This window comes from Ruegeria sp. (genome assembly GCF_028066395.1).
Taxonomy (GTDB): domain Bacteria; phylum Pseudomonadota; class Alphaproteobacteria; order Rhodobacterales; family Rhodobacteraceae; genus Ruegeria.
Window position 1 is genome coordinate 1 of record NZ_JALCBM010000123.1, and the last position, 4,916, is coordinate 4,916.

The 4,916-nt window shown below is 62.5% G+C and carries 6 protein-coding genes; 3 read left to right on the plus strand and 3 right to left on the minus strand.

Annotated elements, in window-relative coordinates:
- Nucleotides 1-62: 62 nt before the first annotated feature.
- Together MPJ51_RS21445 and MPJ51_RS21450 are read right to left on the minus strand one after the other, a co-directional pair.
- Nucleotides 63-389, minus strand: coding sequence for a hypothetical protein (locus tag MPJ51_RS21445; protein WP_298391052.1), 327 nt, complete (start codon nt 387-389; stop codon nt 63-65).
- A 70-nt stretch (nt 390-459) separates the two neighbouring features.
- Nucleotides 460-1,293 carry a bifunctional allantoicase/(S)-ureidoglycine aminohydrolase gene (locus MPJ51_RS21450; RefSeq protein ID WP_298391054.1) on the minus strand — a complete coding sequence of 278 codons (834 nt, stop codon included), beginning with the start codon at nt 1,291-1,293 and terminating at the stop codon, nt 460-462.
- A gap of 169 nt (nt 1,294-1,462) precedes the next feature.
- On the opposite strand from MPJ51_RS21450, the gene MPJ51_RS21455 reads away from it, so the two are divergent.
- Nucleotides 1,463-1,819, plus strand: coding sequence for a hypothetical protein (locus MPJ51_RS21455; protein ID WP_298391056.1), 357 nt, complete (start codon nt 1,463-1,465; stop codon nt 1,817-1,819).
- Here MPJ51_RS21455 and MPJ51_RS21460 read toward each other — a convergent pair.
- Nucleotides 1,816-2,751 (minus strand): glyoxylate/hydroxypyruvate reductase A, encoded by a 936-nt coding sequence (locus MPJ51_RS21460; protein WP_298391058.1) that lies wholly within the window; start codon nt 2,749-2,751, stop codon nt 1,816-1,818. The genes MPJ51_RS21455 and MPJ51_RS21460 overlap by 4 nt on opposite strands.
- 125 nt (nt 2,752-2,876) lie before the next feature.
- Here MPJ51_RS21460 and MPJ51_RS21465 point away from each other — a divergent pair, with 125 nt between their 5' ends.
- Entirely contained in the window at nt 2,877-4,112 is a 1,236-nt protein-coding gene (locus MPJ51_RS21465; RefSeq protein ID WP_298391060.1) for an acyl-CoA dehydrogenase family protein, read from the plus strand.
- A gap of 7 nt (nt 4,113-4,119) precedes the next feature.
- The coding region (locus MPJ51_RS21470; protein ID WP_298391062.1) for a thioesterase family protein at nt 4,120-4,916 on the plus strand (797 nt) is incomplete at its 3' end.

Consider the following 4,916-nt stretch of genomic DNA (forward strand, 5'->3'; position numbering starts at 1 on the left):
GCTATTCTCATGCGCAAGCTATGGCAGGCTGTCCGCGTGACCTCAATCCCGGATCGGGGGCGTTACGACCCGCAACTGACCTGCGAGAAGAACTGGCCCGAGATGTTCTGGTACATGCTGGAAAAGATCACCTTGCACCCGGTTGCCTTCTGGATCGCGGCGATGGCCTGTGCGGTGCGGGTGCGCGGCGGCGGGCCAAAGGGGTTGAGGTTGTTGGTGTCGCGTGTCGCCCGATAGACGACCGGCGCGTCCGAGACCTGTGTGACCGCCCATGTACGGCTGAGGACGTGGACGGATTTGGTTGCTTCCTTGGCAACAACCGGCACCGCCTGCATGGCCGTCAGGCCAATCACGGTTGCCAGAGCCAGCGGTGTCAGGCGCAGTCGCATCGAAAAATCCCCCGTGCTGAAAATCATACCTGATTTCAACAGATTCAGCCGCCGCTGTGAAGCCCTGAACCTAACGCCGCGACAGGGAAAGCGGCATATGGCGGTTCACATCCTTGTAAAGCAGATAGCGGAACCGACCCGGCCCGCCCGCGTAACAGGCCTGCGGGCAGAAGGCGCGCAGCCACATGTAATCGCCAGCCTCGACCTCGACCCAGTCCTGATTGAGCCGGTAGACGGCCTTGCCCTCCAGCACGTAAAGCCCGTGTTCCATCACATGGGTCTCGGCAAAGGGGATGACGCCGCCGGGCTCGAAGGTCACGATGTTGACATGCATGTCGTGGCGCAGGTCTTGCGGGTCGGCAAAGCGGGTGGTGGCCCAGCGGCCCTCGGTGCCCGGCATGGCAATCGGGGCGATGTCGCGTTCATTGGTGATGATGGGGTCGGGGGCGGGCAGGCCGGGCACGGCCTCATATGCCTTGCGGACCCAGTGGAACCGGGCTGTGACCTCCGCGCGGTTGTGCAGGGTCCAGTCGCTGCCGGGCGGGATATAGGCATAGCCGCCTTCGCTCAGTTCATGGGTCTGTTCGTTCAGCGTCAGGGTTACAGAGCCTTCGACCACGAAGACCACGCCCTGCGCCTGCGGATCGGTTTCGGGCTGATCGCTGCCACCGCCGGGCTGAACCTCCATGATATATTGCGAAAACGTCTCGGCAAATCCGCTGAGGGGACGGGACAGAACCCACAGGCGCGTGCGGTCCCAAAAGGGCAGAAAGCTGGTGACGATATCGCGCATCGTGCCCTTGGGGATCACCGCATACGCCTCGGTAAACATGGCGCGGTCGGTCAAAAGCTGGGTCTGATCGGGATGCCCGCCGGTGGGCGCGAAATAGGTTGGATGTGCCATCTTGTACCTTTGGAGCAACATTTCATGGCACTATGGAGCGAACGGGACGGTGGGCCTAGCGCTGGGCTGACGATAGGTTTGTTCGGGATAATTTGAAGGTGGGCTTGGCTGCCCCTGCAGTACCGTATAATCATATATGTAGATGAATTTCAGCAAGGACGAGGCGGTTATGAAAGCCCGGAACATATTCACATTGCTTACATTGGCGGCAATTGCCACCGCTGGGGCCGTTCAGGCCAAATCGCTGTCGCGAATCATCGCGGAAATGGGGCTGAGCCCGGCGGATTTCGAAGTGGTCAGCGCGACCTCGAACGCGATGCTGTCGTCTGGCACGCCCAGCGTCGGACAAGAGCGGAGCTGGGTCAACGAGGACACCGGATCGAAAGGCACGATCCGGGTGCGGGCGGTGGAGGGCAATTGCGTCAGCCTGCAGCACTTCGTACAGCCCGCCGGGGCTGAAGAAACGCGCGAGATCAGGACCCGGCGCTGCAAGGATGCCAGTGGTAACTGGATTCTGACGCCTTAATAGCCGCGCAGCCTGTCGACCTCATGCAGCAGAGGTGTGCCCGCCGTCAGGTTCTGATAGTTCTGCGCAACCTCCGCCAAAGCGTCGCCCAGATACCAGCCTGATACGTGCGGCGTGATGGTGACACCCGGGTGTTGCCATAGCGGGCTATCCGCGGGCAGGGGCTCTTGCGAGGTCACATCCAAAACCGCATGGCCGGGGGTGCCGCGGTCCAGCGCTGCGATCAGCGCGGTCTCGTCGATCAGATCACCCCGCCCGGCGTTCAGCAATTGGCTGCCAGGCTTCATCTGCGCCAGCATCGCCGCGTCGAACATCCCGATCGTATCGGGGGTCGAGGGCAGGATTGCGCAGACATGATCGCATTGGCCCAGCGTTTCGGACAGGGTGTCGGCACCGTGATAACAGGTGACCCCGTCGATCTGCTTGGGTGAACGGCTCCACCCCAGAACCTTGAAGCCCACCGCATGTAGCATCCGCGCCGTGCGCCCGCCGATATGGCCCAGACCCAGCACGCCAACCACGGTTTCGGGTGAAAAGATGGGGGCTTTGGGGGCCCATTCCGCGCGTTGCTGGGCAGCTTCGTGAAACGCCATGTTGCGCTGGGTGCACAGGATATAGGCCAGAAACCACTCGGCAATGCCCTGCGCCGGGGCGTCGGGTTTCAGGCGGGCGATGCGCATGTGATCGGGCAGGGCCGGGTGGCTGAGGATGGTCTCGACCCCCGCGCCCAGCTTTTGCACCAGTTGCAGATTGGGCAATTGGGTCAGGTGATCGTCGCGCAGGCCCACGACGGCGATCATCGTGACCTCATCTGCGTTGCCCAGACTTTCGGGGGTGCGCACGTCCAGACCGGGGGCGGAATTGCGGACGCTTTCGGCAATTTCGGCATCGCTCATCCAATCGGACAGGCCAGTGTCGATCAACAGGGCCATCAGGCTCCTCCCTTGTCATTTGGGTCAAGTGACGTCCCGTCACTCAACTGGATTTGTGGCGGCAGCTAAGCCATCCTTTTGCCAAAGGTAAACCCCGCCGACCGCCCCGCAAGGAGGATTTTGCGATGACCATGACATTCGGACTGCGCGCGGAAAACCGCGCCCTTTTGCAGCGGGTGGCCGATATGATCCGGGATGAGGTCATGCCACTGGAACAGGAGTATCAGGCCGAGATCAACAAAGGCGACCGCTGGCAATATACCGACCGGCAGGCGGAGATCCTCGAAGGGCTGAAAGCCCGCGCCAAGGCCGAGGGGTTGTGGAATTTCTGGCTGACCGACAGTGAGCGGGGCTTTGGCCTGACCACCGTCGAATATGCTTATTTCGCTGAAGAGATGGGCAAAACCCCGCTGGGGGCCGAGGTGTTCAACTGCTCTGCCCCCGATACCGGCAATATGGAAGTGTTCGAACGCTACGGTACGGACAAGATGAAAGAGCAATGGCTGAAACCGTTGCTCGATGGGCAGATCAGGTCCGCCTATCTGATGACGGAACCGGATGTGGCCAGTTCGGATGCCACCAATATCGCGATGTCCTGCATGCGGGACGGCGATGACTATGTTCTGAACGGCGAGAAATGGTGGTCCTCGGGCGCGGGCGACCCGCGCTGCAAGGTCTATATCGTCATGGTTCGCACGGGCGGCGAGGATCAACCCAAGCACAAGCGTCAGTCGATGATCGTGGTGCCTGCCGATGCCGCAGGGGTAGAGGTTCTGCGCCCGATGGAGGTCTATGGCCACGATGATGCCCCGCACGGCCATATGCATATCCGTTTTACAGACGTGCGTGTTCCGGCAGAGAATATGTTGCTGGGTGAGGGCCGTGGGTTCGAGATCGCCCAAGGCCGCTTGGGGCCGGGCCGCATTCACCACTGCATGCGCGCCATTGGTCAGGCCGAGGCAGCACTGGAACAGATGTGTAAACGGTCGCTGCAGCGCGAGGCGTTCGGCAAGAAGCTGGCGCAGTTGGGGGCCAACTTTGACATCATCGCCGAATGCCGGATGGAGATCGAAATGGCCCGTCTGCTGTGCCTCAAGGCCGCGTGGTACATGGATCAGGGCGACGCACGTGCGGCAGCGCCGTGGATCAGCCAGATCAAGGTCGTGGCCCCTCGGGTCGCGCTGAAGGTGATTGACGAGGCGGTGCAGATGTTCGGGGCGCAAGGCATCAGTCAGGACACGCCGCTGGCGAATGCCTGGACCCATGTGCGCACTTTGCGGCTGGCGGACGGGCCGGACGCGGTGCATCGTCGGCAAGTGGCGCGGGCCGAGTTGAAAAAGCACACGCAGGAAAAGGTTTAGGGCGCGCATGCTGGACGATCCGAACACGCCCTATTTCCACCAGCGCGACGATGGCGTCTTTGTCGGCAACGACCCGGCCCGAGGGCCATGGTCCGCCGATCACTGCCACGCCGGACCGGTCAGCGGGCTGATCGTGCGCGCCGCGGAAACCGAGATCGGGCCCGAGAAGATGCTGACCCGTCTGACGGTTGACCTGCTGCGCCCTCAGCCTCTGGCCGGGCTTCGCGTTGCGGCTGAAACCACGCGGCACACCAAGACATTGGCGACCACGCGGGTGACGGTGCATGATCTGGACGACACGCTTTGCGCCACGGCAACCACCATGCATCTGACGCGCCGTGATCTTGGGCCGGTTCTCAATGTCTCAATCCCCGCCCCCGATCTGACGACGGCGGTCACGGGGCCCTTCCCCCTGAACCAGTTGCGCCACGACCTGCCGGGCTTTGCCCACTCCGCCGAGGTGCTCTACGCCGAGGGCAGCACCCACGGGCCGGGCCCCAAGACGATCTGGATGCGCACGCCGCAGCTGCTGCAGGGGGAGGCGCAGTCGCCGATCCAATCCCTGTGTGCGCTGGCCGATTGCGGCAACGGAATCTCCTGGAATGCGCCCGCAGGCGAAATGGGCTTCATGAACACGGACCTGACAGTGAACATCCACCGAGAGCCGGTGTCGGACTGGCTGGCCGCGCAGTCGATCTCGCATTGGCAACCCTCGGGCATCGGCATGTCGCAATCGGTTCTGTTCGACACCGAAGGCCCCATCGGAACCGCCCTGCAAACGCTGGTGCTGTTTCCGCCCGGTTA

Coding starts and splice junctions, on each gene's coding strand:
- MPJ51_RS21455 (WP_298391056.1), top strand. CDS start 1,463: ATGAAAGCCCGGAACATATTCACATTGCTTACATTGGCGGCAATTGCC.
- MPJ51_RS21445 (WP_298391052.1), bottom strand. CDS start 389: ATGCGACTGCGCCTGACACCGCTGGCTCTGGCAACCGTGATTGGCCTG.
- MPJ51_RS21460 (WP_298391058.1), bottom strand. CDS start 2,751: ATGGCCCTGTTGATCGACACTGGCCTGTCCGATTGGATGAGCGATGCC.
- MPJ51_RS21450 (WP_298391054.1), bottom strand. CDS start 1,293: ATGGCACATCCAACCTATTTCGCGCCCACCGGCGGGCATCCCGATCAG.
- MPJ51_RS21465 (WP_298391060.1), top strand. CDS start 2,877: ATGACCATGACATTCGGACTGCGCGCGGAAAACCGCGCCCTTTTGCAG.